We start from the raw sequence: 15,989 nt of genomic DNA, 5'->3' as shown, positions 1-15,989 counted from the left end.
TTCACTCCTGCGAGGCGTCAAAGCCAAGCGTCGCAGGGTCGAGATTGTAATGCGCGCCGCAGAACTGACAGTCCGCGGTCACCCGTCCATCATCGGTGGTCATCGTTTTGATGTCCTTGGCCGAATAGATCGACAGGCTTTGGCGCACGCGTTCTTCGGAACATGTGCACCCGAAGCGTACGGATTGCGCATCATAGACCCGAGGACGTTCTTCGTGGAACAGGCGCAAAAGCAGCTCGCTCGGCGAAACCGAAGGGCCGATGAGTTCTAAATCCTCCACCGTTTCCAGTAGAATATTGACGCGTTTCCAGTTCTCTTCTTCTTCACCCGAAACCAGATCAGCAGCTGTCAGAACTTCTCCAGAGCCATCATTTTGCGCGGCAAAGGGCGAGGCCTTGGGCATATGTTGAAGCATGATGCCACCAGCGCGCCAGTGTTCGGGTTTACCCGGTTCAGAGCTTTTACCAAAGCTGAGAGAGAAGCGCGTCGGCAATTGTTCAGACTGCGCGAAGTAGGCTTCGGCACATTGCGACAATGAGGTCTCAGCCAGTGGGGTGATCCCCTGATAGGGTTGCGTGCCTTCGCCCTGGTCGATCAGGATCGCAAAGTAACCCTCGCCCACCTGCTCAAAAGGCGCGCCATCGGTGATGCGGTCGGCATCAAAACTCGCGTAGGCGCGAATTCGGGCAGGCTCGCCTTCTTTTTCCGGGGCATAATAATCGGTTGCGATCATCCGCACCGCACCCTTGGACTGTACCTGCAGCGACAGCTTCCAGCGCAGGCTCATGGTCTGGCCGATCAGCGCCGTCAGCAGCGCCATCTCGGCGACCAGAGCCTCTACCGGTTGCGGGTAATTATGTTGTTTCAGGATACCATCCAGCACGCCGTCCAGCCGCGCCACGCGGCCACGCATGTCGGATGCATCAAGCTGGAAGGGCAGGACGGTATCGTCCCACGCGATTTTCGAACCAAGTGTCATGGGGTTTCCTTAACGGCCGGGTATTGGCATACCGACGCTATATAGGCTTTTCAGCATCAGAGTGAAGGGGAGACCGGTGATCAGACGTTTTGGAGAGGCTCCGCGCAGAGATCAGACCTATCGTGTGCGCCCCGGTGCATACGCGTTGCTGCCACGTGATGGCCAACTATTGTTGACCTGTCAGTACGGTCCGGCCCCGGACATTCAACTTCCTGGTGGCGGCATTGATGAGGGCGAATCACCCATTCCCGCGTTGCACCGTGAGGTATACGAGGAAACCGGCTGGAAGATTGCCACCCCAAAACGTATCGGAGCCTTTCGCCGTTTTGTCTATATGCCCGAATACGACCTTTGGGCGGAAAAGATCTGCCATATATATACTGCGCGCCCGGTGCTGCAGCTGAGTGAACCGGTCGAGAAGGACCATGTCGCTCTTTGGATGCGTATCGAAGATGCGAGCGAAGTGCTCGGCAATGCGGGAGATCAGTATTTTGCCGCGTTACTTGCGCGCCTGAGCTGAATATCAGGGCCCCTGATATTCGAACAAAGTGGCGGAGATATCATCCTCCAACCCCTTATCATCCCCCATCACTTGGGTGAGATGCCAATAGAGGTCATCCAAGAACTCTTTGCCGCTGCGCTTGGGATCGCATTGCTTAACGAGATCGACGAGACCCTCGGTATCAAGCATAGACCCATCTTTCAGATGCGCCTCGGTGAAGCCATCGGAGTAAAGAAGCAGCCGGTCGCCCTTCTCCATGATGAATTCTTCTTGCTCGTAGTCGACATCTGGCACCAGCCCCACCGGCACACCACCCCGACCGATGAACTCCATGGAGCCATCCGCACGCAGCAGCAAGGGATGAGGGTGCCCCGCCTGCACCATCTTGACCACGCCTGTGCGCAGATCGGCGATGCAGTAGGCCATGGTAAAATATTCTTCGATCCCGGTGTCGGCAATCAGACGCGCGTTCAATACGCTTGCCACCTCTTCCGGTGGGCGCAAGGCATAGAAGCGGTTGAACTTCTTTTCCATGCCGACGTTCTGATCGAAATAAGTGGACGACAGATATCCACCCAATCGCGCTGTCATCATTGCCGACGTGATCCCGTGGCCGGATACATCAATCGAATAGAACCCAAGTCGGTTGATTCCCGGCGAAAACATTCCGACCAAATCGCCACCGATATGGCCGCAGGGTTTCAGCAGCAGGTTCACTTCCGATGCACCGAACCCACGGGTCAGTTCCGGGACCAGAGATTCCTGAATTTTACGTGCTTGAATAAGGTCTTTGTCGATGGCGTCGTAAACGGTCTGCAGTTCATCGAGAGTTTCCGACACGATCCGGTTTTTCTCAAACAGCTCTCGCTGCATGCGCAAAATCCGCTCGCCCGCAGAAATACGGGCGCGCAGTTCGTCAGAACTAACAGGCTTCGTCAGAAAATCGTCAGCGCCAGCATCAAGCCCTTCTGCGACCTCATTTTTCTCGCTCTTCGAGGTGAGCAGAATAAAGTAGCTATAGGCCTCATGGGATTCCGCACGAAAGGAACGGCAAAAATCGATGCCGTTCATTCCCGGCATCATCCAATCGCTAAGAATGAGGTCAGGCGGATCGGCGCGGCAGATATCCATCGCTTCCTCACCGCCTTCGGCTTCGACAACGTCAAAACCCCACTTTTTCAGTGATGCGACAAGGATACGACGCTGCAAGCGGCTGTCGTCCACTACCAACACTCGTCGGATGGACCCGCTCACAGGCACGTCTTCGCCTTCAATTGAATGCTCTGGCAGCACCGACAATCCCTCATTAACGCGGCGTGTCCCCTCGTGACCTTCTTAGAAAACACCTGATCAGCTTAATAGCTGATGAAAAATACACTTTTAGTCGATTTTTTGTTCTTTACTATACTTTTACTCACTTTGACATAGGCTAGACAGGTCTCGCCCGAAAGTGTTGGAAGAAGACGATGATTGATTGGCCACGCGTACGCGAACTGAAAGAAGAAGTCGGAGATGACGGCTTTGAGGAAGTGATCGAACTCTTCCTCGAAGAGGTCGAAGGCGTCATTGATAAACTCAAGTCCGGCGACCGGTCGCAGCTTGAGCAGGATCTGCATTTTCTAAAAGGCAGCGCCCTGAACCTGGGGTTCCAAGACTTTTCCGACCTCTGCTTTGAGGGTGAGCGCCTGTCTGCAAACGGACAAGCCGACGCTGTCGACCTGTCTCGGGTCTTTGCCAGCTATGACCAGTCCAAAGCACATTTCCTTGCTGACGTAAAAACAATGTCCTGAGGCCAAGCGGCCTCAGATTACAAATTGTGCCAGTGTTTCGTCATTGGTGATGTCAGTGTAGGTGAACCCAGCCGCATCAAGTTGCGCAAAGAGTGGCGCAAAATTCTCCGGTTGCTTGGTCTCAATCCCGATCAATACCGAACCAAAGTTGCGCGCAGATTTCTTCATGTATTCAAAGCGTGCAATATCGTCGTCAGGGCCAAGGATATTCAGGAATTCCTTCAGCGCGCCGGGACGCTGCGGCAGCCGCAACAGGAAGTATTTCTTCACGCCGGAATAACGTTGCGCCCGTTCCTTGACCTCTGGCAGGCGTTCGAAATCAAAATTTCCACCAGATGTCAGGCACACGACGGTCTTGCCTTTGATCCAAGTCCGCAGGTCGCCCAGCGCCTCGACAGCCAGAGCGCCTGCGGGTTCCAGCACAATGCCCTCGACGTTCAACATCTCAAGGATGGTAGTACAGATGCGATCTTCTGACAGGGTCAGCACATCCGGGAGCGGCACAGTGCGTAGGATGTCGAACGGACGTTCGCCGATCTTACCGACGGCCGCGCCATCCACAAACGTATCAACCCGCCCCAACGGCACAGGTTGACCGGCCTCAAGCGCCGCCTTCAGGCAAGCACCACCTTCGGGTTCGACGAGCAAAGCGTGTACGTCATCGCCAAAATACTGAACCACACCCGACGACATCCCGCCGCCGCCGACAGGCAACACAATATGATCCGGGGCCTTGCCAAGCTGCGCTTCGATCTCAACCGCGATTGAAGCCTGACCTTCAATGACATCGGCATCGTCAAAGGGTGACAAAAAATACCCGCCCTTTTCGGCGCACCACGCCTGCGCGGCCGCGAGCGTGTCATCGAAATAGTCGCCAATCAGGTGAACTTCGACGTTATCTCCACCGAACATACGGGTTTTCTGGATTTTCTGCTGCGGTGTTGTCACCGGCATAAAAATCACACCCCGCTTGTCCATTTGCCGGCACATATAGGCCATGCCCTGAGCGTGGTTTCCCGCCGAGGCACAGACAAACAGATCCTTGCCAGTCTGCTTGCGCATGGCATTCAGCGCGCCGCGGATCTTATACGAGCGCACGGGGCTCAGATCCTCGCGCTTGAGGTAGATATCCGCGCCAAAGCGCTGAGACAGAAGTTCATTGCGTTGCAGCGGCGTGGGCGGGAAGACATCGCGCATCGCCGCCTCGGCCGCTTTGGCCTGGGTCCGGAAGTTGGTCATGGGGATTTGGTGGCCCAAAGCCGCGCCCAAGGCAAGAGGGCGCGACAGATCACTCAGTCGATTGGGCTACGATCAGATCGCGCGCCCCTGCACGTAATGCCCATAAATCGTCGTCAGGATAGACACATTTACCAACGTCATGATGAGCGCAGAGACAACCGCAAACACAAGGCCCAAGGGTGCGAACACGTAGATCGAAACGTTGGTTATGAGCTGCAGTAGTATTTGGACCAGCATAAGCACGAGAAACAACACGATAGCGGTACCTGCTGTCCCTTTGGTGGCCTCCATCGACTCGCTGAAGCTGAGTTTTTCTCCAATCGCCGCAGCGGGAAGTGTGGGAAGCAAGCGGAAGAAGAGGATGCCAATCGCGATCATGGCGATGAAGAGCACGATGATGCTGAAAACTGTCGAACTGAGCATCGCACCCACCGCAGTAAATACGCCCCCAATCACAATCCAAGCCAATATGATGACCAGACCAAGCAACAAGCTGGTGCCAAAATACGCAAGAATGCGGTCCCCGTGAAATTTCGGAATCCAGCCTGTCGGGTATTCTTCAAGCAAAACAAAGCGGTGCCAGCTGACGAACACCCAAAGCTCCGCCGCAATGAAGATCACGACAGACAGCAGGATCGACGTCACTAAACCACCACTGGGTACATAATCCAGTCTTCCTTGGTTATCCAACAGCTCGCCGAATTGCCCCCATAGCAGGGCGGCAATACAGACCATCGCGATCAGCACCGGGACCAATGCAATCTGCAAGGCCCAACCCAAATTCCGCAAAACCATGCTCAGGGAATGAGAAAATATCTTCCAACCAGTCACTTAAATATCCTCTAGGTCTGGAAATTTGCTCGATATCTTATCATCAGTTCAGGTGTAGGAAACCCCGTAAACCTTGCAACCCGATGCAAAAGGCGCTACGGCGCTTGACGTTCTGATCAAGAGGAAAACCCATGTCCGCGCCCAAGAAAGTTGTGCTGGCCTACTCCGGTGGCCTTGATACTTCGATCATCCTGAAATGGTTGCAGACCGAATACGGCTGCGAGGTTGTCACCTTTACCGCCGATCTCGGCCAGGGCGAGGAACTGGAGCCTGCGCGCAAAAAAGCAGAGCTTCTGGGCATCAAGCCGGAAAACATCTTTATCGAGGACATCCGCGAAGAGTTCGTCCGCGATTTCGTCTTCCCGATGTTCCGCGCCAATGCGGTCTATGAGGGCCTCTATTTGCTGGGCACCTCGATTGCGCGTCCGCTGATCTCCAAGCGTCTTGTTGAGATTGCAGAAGCCACCGGTGCCGATGCGGTGTCCCATGGTGCAACCGGCAAGGGCAACGATCAGGTGCGGTTCGAGCTGTCCGCTTATGCACTGAACCCTGATATCAAAGTGATCGCGCCGTGGCGTGAGTGGGATCTGACCTCGCGCACCAAACTGCTGGAATTTGCCGAAGCAAACCAGATCCCAATCGCCAAGGACAAGCGCGGCGAAGCGCCCTTCTCGGTAGATGCAAACCTGCTGCACACCTCTTCCGAGGGCAAGGTTCTGGAAGATCCGGCGGAAATGGCGCCGGATTATGTCTACCAGCGCACAGTGAACCCCGAGGATGCGCCGGACGCGCCTGAGTTCATCGAAATCACCTTTGAAAAAGGTGATGCGGTTGCGATCAACGGTGAGGCCATGAGCCCGGCGACGATCCTGACTCAACTCAACGAATATGGTCGCAAGCACGGTATCGGTCGCTTGGATTTTGTGGAAAACCGTTTCGTCGGCATGAAGTCCCGCGGCATCTACGAGACCCCCGGCGGCGACATCCTGCTGGAAGCGCACCGCGGTATCGAACAGATCACGCTCGATAGTGGTGCAGGCCACCTGAAGGACTCGATCATGCCGCGCTATGCGGAACTGATCTACAACGGCTTCTGGTATTCCCCGGAGCGTGAAATGTTGCAGGCGCTGATTGATGAGAGCCAGAAGCATGTCACCGGCACCGTCCGTCTGAAACTCTACAAAGGCTCCGCCAAAACCGTTGGCCGCTGGTCAGAGCATTCGCTCTATTCCGAGGCGCATGTGACCTTTGAAGAGGACGCAGGCGCATATGACCAAAAAGACGCACAGGGCTTCATCCAGCTCAACGCGCTGCGCCTCAAGCTGCTCGCCGCTCGCAATCGTCGAGTGAAATAATGAGCATCGACGACGACTTCGAAGAAGAGTTCCCCGAAGAGGATCTGGAAGAAGAACTCGACATGTTTGTCGAGGCTCAGGACGCGGTCTGGGGCGATGTCGTCGCCGAGTTGAAAGCCGGGAAAAAGACGAGCCACTGGATGTGGTTCGTCTTTCCCCAACTGGCCAGCCTTGGGCAATCTCATATGTCGCAGCTCTACGGGCTTGAGGACGTCAATGAAGCGCGGGCCTATCTGGACCATCCGGTTCTGCGCCAGCGTCTTATTGAGGTGTGCGACCTGATGCTCTCACACAATGACACACCCGCCATTGATATTCTGGGCAAGGTCGACGCCAAGAAACTGCGCTCTTCCATGACGCTCTTTGCAGCCGCACCAAACGCCCCCGAGCAATGCGCGGAAATCATTCAAACCTTCTTTTACGGTGCGCCCTGCACGCCGACGGTTGACGAAATCAGCTGACCCAAATCAAAATGGGGAAATTTCTGCGTAAATGACCTGTCGCGCTCAGCGTCAGATTCGTTAGATTTCGTGCAGAGTAATCAGCTTTGGAGGGCATCATGAGGCCTTTGATCGTCAGCGCCCTGATGGTGCTCTGTGGCTCAGCAGCTCTTGCAGATTTTGAGATCTGCAACGAGACCAGCAATGAGGCCTTTGCGTCCATTGGCTATAAAGATGGTGAAGACTGGGTGTCCGAGGGCTGGTGGACGCTTCAGCCAGACGAATGTGCGATTGCAGTCGTCGGTGATCTGAAGAACCGCTACTATTACGTTCGTGCTGAGAGCAAGACCGGCAATTGGACCGGGGATTACTCTTTTTGCTACATCAATGACCCCTACACCATTCGGGGTGATGAAAATTGCACCTCACGCGGCTATAAAACTGGTGGTTTTTTTGAGGTCGATACCGGCAATTCGCTCGACTGGACTCAAAACCTGACCGACTAATCAGCCGCCGCCTCCCTTTCCCCTTGGTCACGCTTGTAACATGACGCCTGCACCTCCTATGGCTGTGGGATAGGCGTCATGGGAGGGACATTCATGCTGGAACAGATTGCGACAGACATTCGCAACGGCCTGGATGGGAAGAACTTTGATGGATCGTTGAAGTTTGACTGTGGCACTGACGGTGTGATCATTCTTGATAATGGCTCTGTGACCACTCGAGAGCAGCCCACCGACTGCACATTGCGCCTCAGCACGGAAAACCTGAAAAAGCTCCTACGCGGTCAGTTGAACCCAATGACAGCTGTCATGATGGGCAAGATCAAGATTTCCGGCGACATGGGTGTCGCGATGAAACTGGGAAAACTGATTGGCTGAACCACTCAGGCCTTTTGGGTTCTGGCCGGTAAACTGCCGTCACCGATGCGTGACAAATGATGTCATGACCTTGGCTGGATTTTCAGCTTCGGGCATCCTGATCCTTGCTAGCAGGAGCTGGCCCTTTAGGAGGATGCCATGGGACGTCTGGACACAGTCAAACATTTCGCGCTGGCCGCGCTGATTATCATTGGCGCATTGACCAGAGGGGTTGAGGCGCGCGCACAAACGCAGGAAACGCTCATCGTTGCCGGAGGCTGTTTCTGGTGCGTGGAGAGCGATTTTGAGTCCGTCAAAGGTGTCACCGAGGCAGTCTCTGGCTACATTGGCGGCACCACGCGCAACCCGACTTACAAGCAAGTTGGAGGCGGTGGAACCGGACATTATGAGGCGGTGAAAATCCTCTTTGATCCTTCGGTCGTAAGCCGCGAGAGCTTGTTGAAACTGTTCATCCGCTCGATTGATCCCACGGATGCAGGCGGACAATTTTGTGATCGCGGAGCACCCTATCGAAGTGCGATATTCGTCTCTAACAAAGGCGAAAAGGCTCTGGCAGAGCGGATTAAGTCAGAGGCTCAGGCTGCGCTGGGACGTGCCATCGTAACCCCAATCCTTGATGCCACCACTTTTTATAAGGCGGAAGATTACCATCAGGATTACTATAAAGGCGACAATCTGGTGCTGACCCGTTTTGGCCCACTGCGCCAGTCCAAAGCCTACAAGCGCTATCGCACCGCATGTGGTCGCGATGCCCGCGTTGCAGAGCTCTGGGGTAAAGATGCGCCCTTCATCGGGACACACTGACACTACAAAGACACTGCAAAACAAATGAAAAAAGGGGCCGCAGTGGGCCCCTTTTTGTGGTTCGCAGGTTTCTGAACTTCAAAACTTGGCGTTCTGAACCTCTTTTAGATCTGGGATAACATCTGCCGCACCGTGGCGCGTGACCATCAATGCACCTGCGCGTGACGCCTGCGCCATCGCCTGCGCCATCGGCAGACCACGGTCCAATGCGGCCAACACATAACCGGTGAATGTGTCCCCTGCCCCGGTCGTATCTACGGGCGTGACCTTCAGCGCGGGAATATCCGTCACGTCTCCGGAGCGGCCATCGAAATGCCGAGCGCCTTTTGCGCCCAATGTGACAATCACATCCTGTACATCAAGATCATGCGGCGCTTTACCCGTCGCCTCCTCCAGTTGCGCGGCCTCAACCTCATTGAGGAACAGCAGGTCCATAAAGGGCAAAACCGCCTGCACAGCATCCGCATCAAAGGGCGCCGCTGCATAGGCGACACGCAAGCCGAGCTTACGACCCATTTCCGCAGCCTCAGCCTGCATGTTGGTTTCATTCTGGATCAACAGAATGTCCCCTGCGTTCGCCGCACTCAGCGCCTGACCAATCTGATCTTCACTCAGAACTCGGTTTGCACCGGGATAAAGGATGATCTGGTTTTCCCCCGCAGGGTCGACCGCAATGATTGCGTGACCGGTGGCGGTGTCGATTTGCGCAATGTGGCGCGTATCGACACCGTATTCAGTCAGCCTGTCCACGCACCACTTTCCCTCCGGCCCGATCGCACCGATATGGCAGGCATGGGCGCCCGCCCGCGCGGCGGCAACAGACATATTCGCGCCTTTGCCACCCAGCCCTTGTTCAAAGGACGTGGCTGCCAGCGTTTCACCCGGCTGCGGCATATGCGGCAGGGCGTAAACCATATCGATATTGATCGAACCGAGGTTCCAGATAGCCATAAACAGCCTCCTTTTATGGTTCAGCCGATGTTACAGGCCGCCAGAACGGCCATGTTCAGCACGTCATTGGCGGTCGATGTGGTGGAACAGATTTGGATCGGCTTATCGACGCCCGACAGGATCGGCCCCACGACTGTAGCGCCGCCCATTTCCTGCATCAGCTTGACCGAGATCGAAGCCGAATGACGTGCGGGCACCACCAGAATATTGGCCGGGCCAGACAGACGCTGGAACGGATAGTGTTCCTGCGCCTTAGCGTTCAGCGCCACATCCACGGTCATTTCGCCCTCATATTCGAAATCAACGCCGCGTTTATCCAGAACGGTTGGCGCGATGTGCATTTTCTCCGCCCTCTCCGACACCGGATAACCAAAGGTCGAGAAGCTCACAAAGGCCACCCGTGGATCAAGCCCCATGTGACGGGCTACACCCGCTGCACGCTCTGCGATGGTGGCAAGATCGTTCTCATTAGGCCATTCATGTACCAGCGTGTCTCCGATCAACACGATGCGCCCCTTGTGCAAGAGCGCTGTCACCCCGGCCACACCATGTTCTGCATCGGCATCAAAAACGTGATTGATCTTTTCCAGCACATGCGCGGATTTCCGGGTGGCCCCAGTCACCAGACCGTCGCCATGCCCATGCGCGAGCATCAGCGCAGAAAACACATGCCGGTCACGTCCCACCAGACGGTGGATATCCTTGCGATCAAAACCCTTACGGTTCAGGCGGTTATAAAGGAATTCCTTATAGGCATCAAAGTGGTGCGTATTGGCCGCGTTGACCACTTCCAGTTCGCGCACCGCATCGCCCAGACCGGCCTCTTCGAGCTTGGTTTTGACATCCTCCTGACGGCCAACCACCAGCGCCTTGCCAAAGCCCGAGCGCTGATAGGTCACAGCCGCCCGCAGCACGCGCGGGTCATCCCCCTCGGCAAAGATCATACGTGATTGTGCCGCACGGGCACGCGCGTTGAGGCCGCGCAGGATCGATTGCGTCGGGTCCATCCGTCCCCGCAGGCCGTGTTCATAAGCGTCCATGTCGATGATCGGACGGCGCGCCACGCCGGTATCCATCCCGGCCTTGGCAACCGCAGGCGGGATACGGTGGATCAGGCGCGGGTCAAACGGCGTCGGGATGATGTAGTCGCGACCAAAGGACAGGGATTTGCCGTAAGCCAGCGCCACCTCATCCGGCACATCCTCGCGCGCCAGACGGGCCAGTGCGTGGGCACAGGCGATCTTCATCTCGTCATTGATGGCGCGCGCATGAATGTCGAGCGCCCCGCGGAACAGGTAGGGAAAGCCCAGCACATTGTTCACCTGGTTCGGATAGTCCGAACGCCCAGTGGCAACGATGGCATCCACCCGAACCTCATGCGCCTCTTCGGGGGTGATCTCAGGATCGGGGTTCGCCATGGCAAAGATGACCGGATTATCGGCCATGGATTTCACCATCTCTTGCGTTACAGCCCCCTTGACCGACACGCCGAGGAAAACATCCGCGCCTTTCATGGCGTCTTCAAGAGAGCGCAACTCGGTCTTAACCGCGTGGGCAGATTTCCACTGGTTCATCCCCTCAGTACGGCCCTGATAAATCACACCTTTGGTGTCGCAGACGATGCAATTCTCATGCCGCGCGCCCATGGATTTCAACAGCTCAATACAGGCGATGCCTGCAGCCCCTGCCCCATTAAGGACGATCCGGACATCCTCGATTTTCTTGCCAGACAGATGCAGCGCGTTAATCAGGCCAGCGGCACAAATCACTGCGGTGCCGTGCTGGTCATCGTGGAAGACCGGGATATCCATCTCTTCCTTGAGCTTCTGTTCAATGATGAAACACTCGGGCGCCTTGATATCTTCGAGGTTGATACCCCCGAAGGTCGGCCCCATCAGCTTCACAGCGTTGATGAACTCGTCTGGATCTTCTGTGTCGAGTTCAATGTCGATGGAGTTCACATCCGCAAAGCGTTTGAAGAGGACCGATTTGCCTTCCATCACCGGTTTGGAGCCGAGTGCGCCGAGATTACCAAGCCCCAGAACCGCCGTCCCGTTGGAGATCACCGCAACAAGGTTGCCCTTGTTGGTATAATCATAGGCAAGTTCGGGATTTTCGGCGATCGCCTCACAGGGGACCGCCACGCCGGGGCTATAGGCCAAGGACAGATCCCGCTGGGTGGTCATGGGGACCGTCGCGGTGACCTCCCATTTGCCAGGGCTGGGTTCCAGGTGAAAGGCCAGCGCCTCTTCATTGGTGATCTTGGCTTTGGGCATGTCGGTCTTCGTCCTCTCCTAGTCGAAAACTGTCATATCCCAGCGGCCACAGCCTCTCAATCCACCGCTTTCACAATTCACTATTTTGCATTTCTTTCAAATCGTGGCTTAAAATCGAAAGGGTTTGTCAAAGTTTGGCCCCAATTCAGACCCGTCTTTGCTACAGTTCCTTGGTGTTTCTTAACCGCACTTGCTGCCCAAGTGGCGCAGCGACTCATCTGTCGACTGCATATGTCAGAATGGCATCCCCCGTCCGTTCGGGCCTTGCCCGCATGGGCCAACGAAGCATGCATACCAGGTATTGGGTTATATAGGGGTGCGCAAATGACAAGTATCAACACCAACCCGGGCGCAGAGATTGCGCTACGGGTTCTTACCAATAAGCAAGTGGAAAAGGAGGATGTCCAGGACGACATCTCCACCGGCAAAGAAGTCGACAAGGCCAAGGACGCTCCGGCGGTCTGGGCTATTTCCGAAATCATGGGGTCTGATCTGGCTGGCTTTCAGGCCACCTCCAGCGGGTTGAACGTCGGCGAGGCCACGGTTTCCGTCGCCTCCGCCAGCGCGGAACAAATCACCTCGCTTTTGACCGACATGAAGGAGCTGACAGTCCAGGCCAGTTCCGGTGTCGGCGACTACTCAATGATCGAGGAACAGCTCGCCCAGAAGACGGAGCAGATCAATACGATCATTTCTTCTTCTGGCTTCAACGGGGTCAATCTTCTGGCAACCAACGCAGATGGCAATGGCGGCACGGGGCTGACGGTCGCAGCGTCTCAGGATCGCTCCGGTGACGCGGCGCCGACGCAATCCACCATCACCGTCGACAGCGTCGATTTCGAAAGCAGCACGAGCTTTGACATAAATAACCGCACTGCGGTGACCGACGCGGCCTCAGCCCGTACCGCCCTTGGCGAAATCGAGGGCTTCTTGCGCTATGCCACCGACAGTGCCGCGGCACTCGGTGCCGGTGCGCAGCAAATGGCAGAGCAGGATGTCTTTCTCGACAAGCTCAGCGATGCCGTCAAAATGGGCATCAGCGAGCTGACCGATACCGACATGGAAGACGCCGCCGCCCGATACGAGGCCCTCAGCGCTCAGGAACAGCTTAGCGGGCTGTCTCTCTCTATTGCCAACGCCTCACCGGGATCCTTGCGGTCGCTCTACTCCTGATCGCCCCAAAAACAACACCTCTGGCCGAGTTCCGCAAATGCGGGGTTCGGCCATTGGATTGCTGGGTTTTCCTCGCGACTCGAGCCATGTAAACGTCATGCGACCTGACGAATGGGGGCTCGCATGTCTGTCACGCCGATGATGGCGCAATATCTCGAGATTAAAGCGCAATACCCGGATGCGCTGCTGTTCTATCGCATGGGCGATTTCTACGAGATGTTCTTTGAAGATGCGGTGAACGCCGCCGAGGCGCTTGATATCGCCCTCACCAAACGTGGTAAACACGAAGGCGAAGACATCCCCATGTGCGGCGTGCCCGTGCATGCGGCAGAGGGCTATCTCCTAACCCTGATCCGCAAGGGTTTTCGTGTTGCTGTAGGCGAGCAGCTAGAAAGCCCTGCCGAAGCCAAAAAGCGCGGCTCGAAATCCGTTGTGAAACGCGATGTGGTGCGTCTGGTCACACCCGGTACACTGACCGAGGATTCCCTGCTGGAGGCCCGTCGGCACAATTTCCTCGTGGCCTATTCGGAACTGCGCGATCAGGCCGCGCTTGCCTGGGCCGATATTTCCACCGGTGTGTTCCACGTGATGCCAGTCGCCCGTGTGCGGCTCAGCCCGGAGCTGGCGCGCCTTGCTCCGTCAGAGCTGATCGTCGCCGATGGCGCAGTCTATGACGCCACGCTACCGCTGGCGGATGAATACAAGATCCCTCTGACCCCACTGGGCAAGGCCAGTTTTGACAGCACTGCCGCCGAAAAACGTCTCTGTCGCCTGTTCAATGTGGGCGCGCTCGATGGGTTCGGCACCTTTAGCCGAGCCGAAATCTCCGCGATGGGCGCTGTGGTGGACTATCTGGAGATCACACAAAAAGGCAAACTGCCGCTTTTGCAGCCACCCTTGCAAGAGTCCGAAGATCGCACCGTTCAAATCGATGCCTCGACGCGGCGCAATTTGGAGCTCACCCGCTCACTCTCGGGGGGGCGCGCCGGATCGCTCCTCTCTGTTGTGGATCGCACCGTAACCCCGGGGGGCGCGCGCCTACTGGAACAACGGCTCTCCAGCCCCTCGCGCAATCTCGATGTGATCTCTTCGCGTCTTGCTGCGCTCGATGCCGCCGTTGAGGACCCGACGCGCAGTGATGCGCTGCGGGGCCTTTTGCGCAAGACACCTGATATCGACCGGGCCCTGTCGCGGCTTGCGCTGGACCGCGGCGGCCCCCGCGACCTCGCCGCCATTCGCAACGCGCTGAGCCAAGGCGAAGAGATCGAGCGCGAACTTCAGGATCAGGACTTACCGCCTCTTCTGACAGAGGCCAGAAACTCACTTGGCGGATTTGACGATCTTCTGTCCTTGCTGGACGCAGCCTTGATCGCAGAGCCACCGTTGCTCGCCCGTGATGGCGGTTTTATCGCGACAGGGTACGACAGCGAATTGGACGAAGCCCGGACCCTGCGCGACGAGGGTCGTTCCGTCATCGCAGGTCTTCAGAAAAAATACGCGGAACACACAGGCATCAACTCGCTGAAGATCAAGCACAACAACGTGCTTGGCTATTTCATCGAAACCACCGCGACCCATGCCGCCAAAATGCAGTCGGCACCGATGTCGGAAACCTACATCCACCGTCAAACCACCGCAAATCAGGTACGCTTCACGACGGTGGAGCTGAGCGAGATCGAAACCAAGATCCTCAATGCTGGAAACCTGGCCCTGGAGATCGAAAAGCGGCTCTATCAAAGGCTATGTAGTGCGATCCTCGACTGTGCTGCGCGCCTCAATCAGGCCGCGCGTGGCTTTGCCGAGATTGATCTGGTGACCGCATTGGCCGATTTGGCCCGTGGTGAGAACTGGACCCGCCCACGGGTCGACACCTCGCGCGCGTTTCACGTGGACGGTGGCCGCCACCCGGTTGTGGAACAGGCGCTGCGCCAACAAGGCGGCGAGACCTTTGTTGCCAATGACTGCGACCTCAGCACGGACGATGGCGCCGCAGTGTGGTTGCTCACCGGCCCGAACATGGCTGGTAAATCAACCTTCCTGCGTCAGAATGCGCTGATCGCAGTCCTGGCCCAGATGGGCAGCTATGTTCCGGCTGAATCTGCGCACATCGGCATGGTCAGCCAGCTGTTCAGCCGCGTCGGGGCCTCCGACGACCTCGCTCGGGGGCGCTCAACCTTCATGGTGGAGATGGTGGAAACTGCCGCGATTCTCAATCAGGCCGATGACCGCGCGTTGGTGATCCTTGATGAAATCGGACGTGGCACCGCCACTTACGATGGCCTGTCGATCGCCTGGGCGACGCTTGAACATCTGCATGAGGTCAACCGCTCCCGCGCGCTCTTTGCCACCCATTACCACGAATTGACCCAACTCGCCGCCAAACTGCCCGGTGTCGACAATGCCACGGTCTCGGTCAAGGAATGGGAAGGCGAAGTGATATTCCTGCATGAGGTCAAAAAAGGCGCCGCAGATCGCTCCTACGGTGTGCAAGTGGCGCAACTTGCGGGCCTGCCCGCTTCCGTCGTGGAGCGCGCGCGCAGCGTCCTTGATATGCTGGAGAAAAGCAGCCGTGAAGGCGGCGGCGCGGGCAAGGTACAAATCGATGACCTGCCGTTGTTTGCAGCCGCGCCAGCGCCGCAGCCCAAACCCGCCAAAGGCCCTTCACCGGCAGAAAAGCTCCTTGAAGAGATCTTTCCCGATGATCTCACCCCGCGTGAAGCGCTCGAAGCCCTCTACCGGCTAAAGGACGCCAGCAAGAGCTAAGAAAA

15 protein-coding genes are annotated in these 15,989 nt (G+C 56.7%); 9 read left to right on the top strand and 6 right to left on the bottom strand.

All coding sequences use genetic code 11. The features are described from left to right. Position 1: 1 nt before the first annotated feature. Positions 2-979: an Hsp33 family molecular chaperone HslO gene (hslO, locus tag UB90_RS05535; RefSeq protein ID WP_065325572.1), complete on the bottom strand. Its 978-nt coding sequence runs from the start codon at positions 977-979 to the stop codon at positions 2-4. 76 nt (positions 980-1,055) lie between these two features. On the opposite strand from hslO, the gene UB90_RS05530 reads away from it, so the two are divergent. Beyond that, entirely contained in the window at positions 1,056-1,499 is a 444-nt protein-coding gene (locus UB90_RS05530; protein WP_065325573.1) for an NUDIX hydrolase, read from the top strand. A 3-nt stretch (positions 1,500-1,502) separates the two neighbouring features. On the opposite strand, the gene UB90_RS05525 is transcribed toward UB90_RS05530, so the two are convergent. Continuing rightward, on the bottom strand, positions 1,503-2,774 hold the full coding sequence (locus tag UB90_RS05525) for a PP2C family protein-serine/threonine phosphatase (protein ID WP_065325574.1): 1,272 nt from the start codon (positions 2,772-2,774) through the stop codon (positions 1,503-1,505). Between the two features lie 173 nt (positions 2,775-2,947). Between UB90_RS05525 and UB90_RS05520 the strand changes: the two genes are divergently transcribed. Next, entirely contained in the window at positions 2,948-3,271 is a 324-nt protein-coding gene (locus tag UB90_RS05520; RefSeq protein WP_009178192.1) for an Hpt domain-containing protein, read from the top strand. A 12-nt stretch (positions 3,272-3,283) separates the two neighbouring features. Here UB90_RS05520 and ilvA read toward each other — a convergent pair whose 3' ends face one another. Together ilvA and UB90_RS05510 are read right to left on the bottom strand one after the other, a co-directional pair. After that, complete coding sequence (gene ilvA, locus UB90_RS05515) at positions 3,284-4,510, bottom strand: threonine ammonia-lyase IlvA (RefSeq protein WP_065325575.1); 1,227 nt, start codon at positions 4,508-4,510, stop codon at positions 3,284-3,286. A 72-nt stretch (positions 4,511-4,582) separates the two neighbouring features. Further along, positions 4,583-5,341, bottom strand: a complete 759-nt coding sequence (locus UB90_RS05510; RefSeq protein ID WP_065325576.1) for a hypothetical protein — start codon at positions 5,339-5,341, stop codon at positions 4,583-4,585. A gap of 131 nt (positions 5,342-5,472) precedes the next feature. Here UB90_RS05510 and UB90_RS05505 point away from each other — a divergent pair, with 131 nt between their 5' ends. The 5 genes from UB90_RS05505 (at position 5,473) to msrA (ending at position 8,821) form a co-directional block, all read left to right on the top strand. Then, positions 5,473-6,696 (top strand): argininosuccinate synthase, encoded by a 1,224-nt coding sequence (locus tag UB90_RS05505; RefSeq protein WP_065325577.1) that lies wholly within the window; start codon positions 5,473-5,475, stop codon positions 6,694-6,696. Next, positions 6,696-7,157 (top strand): DUF1810 domain-containing protein, encoded by a 462-nt coding sequence (locus UB90_RS05500; RefSeq protein ID WP_065325578.1) that lies wholly within the window; start codon positions 6,696-6,698, stop codon positions 7,155-7,157. The genes UB90_RS05505 and UB90_RS05500 overlap by 1 nt, the downstream gene beginning before the upstream one ends. 98 nt (positions 7,158-7,255) lie before the next feature. After that, on the top strand, positions 7,256-7,642 hold the full coding sequence (locus UB90_RS05495; RefSeq protein WP_009177946.1) for a DUF1036 domain-containing protein: 387 nt from the start codon (positions 7,256-7,258) through the stop codon (positions 7,640-7,642). Between the two features lie 93 nt (positions 7,643-7,735). Then, positions 7,736-8,017: an SCP2 sterol-binding domain-containing protein gene (locus tag UB90_RS05490; RefSeq protein ID WP_065325579.1), complete on the top strand. Its 282-nt coding sequence runs from the start codon at positions 7,736-7,738 to the stop codon at positions 8,015-8,017. 138 nt (positions 8,018-8,155) lie between these two features. Beyond that, the gene (msrA, locus tag UB90_RS05485) at positions 8,156-8,821 is read left to right on the top strand and encodes a peptide-methionine (S)-S-oxide reductase MsrA (protein ID WP_065325580.1); all 666 of its coding nucleotides are present in this window, start codon (positions 8,156-8,158) and stop codon (positions 8,819-8,821) included. A gap of 78 nt (positions 8,822-8,899) precedes the next feature. On the opposite strand, the gene UB90_RS05480 is transcribed toward msrA, so the two are convergent. After that, complete coding sequence (locus UB90_RS05480; RefSeq protein WP_065325581.1) at positions 8,900-9,772, bottom strand: ribokinase; 873 nt, start codon at positions 9,770-9,772, stop codon at positions 8,900-8,902. 20 nt (positions 9,773-9,792) lie between these two features. Further along, on the bottom strand, positions 9,793-12,048 hold the full coding sequence (locus UB90_RS05475; protein ID WP_065325582.1) for an NADP-dependent malic enzyme: 2,256 nt from the start codon (positions 12,046-12,048) through the stop codon (positions 9,793-9,795). 324 nt (positions 12,049-12,372) lie between these two features. Between UB90_RS05475 and UB90_RS05470 the strand changes: the two genes are divergently transcribed. Beyond that, the gene (locus UB90_RS05470; RefSeq protein WP_065325583.1) at positions 12,373-13,221 is read left to right on the top strand and encodes a flagellin; all 849 of its coding nucleotides are present in this window, start codon (positions 12,373-12,375) and stop codon (positions 13,219-13,221) included. A 123-nt stretch (positions 13,222-13,344) separates the two neighbouring features. Continuing rightward, positions 13,345-15,984, top strand: coding sequence for a DNA mismatch repair protein MutS (gene mutS / locus UB90_RS05465; protein ID WP_065325627.1), 2,640 nt, complete (start codon positions 13,345-13,347; stop codon positions 15,982-15,984). Positions 15,985-15,989: the final 5 nt, after the last annotated feature.

Origin of the sequence: Tritonibacter mobilis, from assembly GCF_001681715.1 — a bacterium.
Lineage (GTDB): Bacteria > Pseudomonadota > Alphaproteobacteria > Rhodobacterales > Rhodobacteraceae > Epibacterium > Epibacterium mobile.
This window is presented reverse-complemented; position numbering and strand designations above follow the sequence as displayed.

Coding starts and splice junctions, on each gene's coding strand:
- UB90_RS05520 (WP_009178192.1), top strand. CDS start 2,948: ATGATTGATTGGCCACGCGTACGCGAACTGAAAGAAGAAGTCGGAGAT.
- hslO (WP_065325572.1), bottom strand. CDS start 979: ATGACACTTGGTTCGAAAATCGCGTGGGACGATACCGTCCTGCCCTTC.
- UB90_RS05470 (WP_065325583.1), top strand. CDS start 12,373: ATGACAAGTATCAACACCAACCCGGGCGCAGAGATTGCGCTACGGGTT.
- mutS (WP_065325627.1), top strand. CDS start 13,345: ATGTCTGTCACGCCGATGATGGCGCAATATCTCGAGATTAAAGCGCAA.
- msrA (WP_065325580.1), top strand. CDS start 8,156: ATGGGACGTCTGGACACAGTCAAACATTTCGCGCTGGCCGCGCTGATT.
- UB90_RS05490 (WP_065325579.1), top strand. CDS start 7,736: ATGCTGGAACAGATTGCGACAGACATTCGCAACGGCCTGGATGGGAAG.
- UB90_RS05480 (WP_065325581.1), bottom strand. CDS start 9,772: ATGGCTATCTGGAACCTCGGTTCGATCAATATCGATATGGTTTACGCC.
- UB90_RS05505 (WP_065325577.1), top strand. CDS start 5,473: ATGTCCGCGCCCAAGAAAGTTGTGCTGGCCTACTCCGGTGGCCTTGAT.
- ilvA (WP_065325575.1), bottom strand. CDS start 4,510: ATGACCAACTTCCGGACCCAGGCCAAAGCGGCCGAGGCGGCGATGCGC.
- UB90_RS05500 (WP_065325578.1), top strand. CDS start 6,696: ATGAGCATCGACGACGACTTCGAAGAAGAGTTCCCCGAAGAGGATCTG.
- UB90_RS05495 (WP_009177946.1), top strand. CDS start 7,256: ATGAGGCCTTTGATCGTCAGCGCCCTGATGGTGCTCTGTGGCTCAGCA.
- UB90_RS05475 (WP_065325582.1), bottom strand. CDS start 12,048: ATGCCCAAAGCCAAGATCACCAATGAAGAGGCGCTGGCCTTTCACCTG.